The following is a 513-nucleotide window of genomic DNA, read 5'->3' on the forward strand; positions in this document are numbered from 1 at the left end:
GTGTACGGCAGGCTCGTCGGCTGGGCCGTCAGGCTGAACCTCTGGAACGAGCCGTTTTCCTCGTTGTGCTGCAGCGCTTGGCCGGGCTTGGCGCTGTTGATGGATGAACTGCCCGGGTTCTCGTGCAGGTGGTAGGTCACCCCGGTGATGAGGTATTGCCGGTTCTGATCCCCGCGCGGGTAGTTCTCCAGGTTGAACGTGTAGCCGGGGGCGAGGCTGCGGTGGCGGGATTCACCCTTGACGGTGCTGTGGCCTGTCAATCCTTCCTGCAGGCGCACACGTGCATATTGCTCGCCATCGCCATGCTGCACGTAGCCGCCGGGCCACTCGTAGATCTCGTACGCATCGTGCGCATGGCCGGGCGGCTGCTGGCGCATGTTGGAGAGGTCCGAACGGGGCTTCTTGAAGTCGTAGTCGTCGTTGTAGTACCGGCCCGGTTTGATCTCCTCGCCCAGGCTCCACGCGTGGATGTTCTCGCGGTCGGCCGTGGCGGATTTCTCGGGCGGGTAGAAC

Annotated in this window: 1 protein-coding gene; it reads right to left on the reverse strand. The window is 63.9% G+C overall.

Features of this window, described 5'->3' with window-relative positions; genetic code table 11:
• A partial coding sequence (locus GVL52_RS31820) for a phage late control D family protein (RefSeq protein WP_244619335.1) occupies positions 1-513 on the reverse strand: 513 nt, incomplete at both ends.

The organism is Rhizobium sp. 18055 (assembly GCF_902706285.1).
Classification (GTDB): Bacteria; Pseudomonadota; Alphaproteobacteria; order Rhizobiales; family Rhizobiaceae; genus Rhizobium.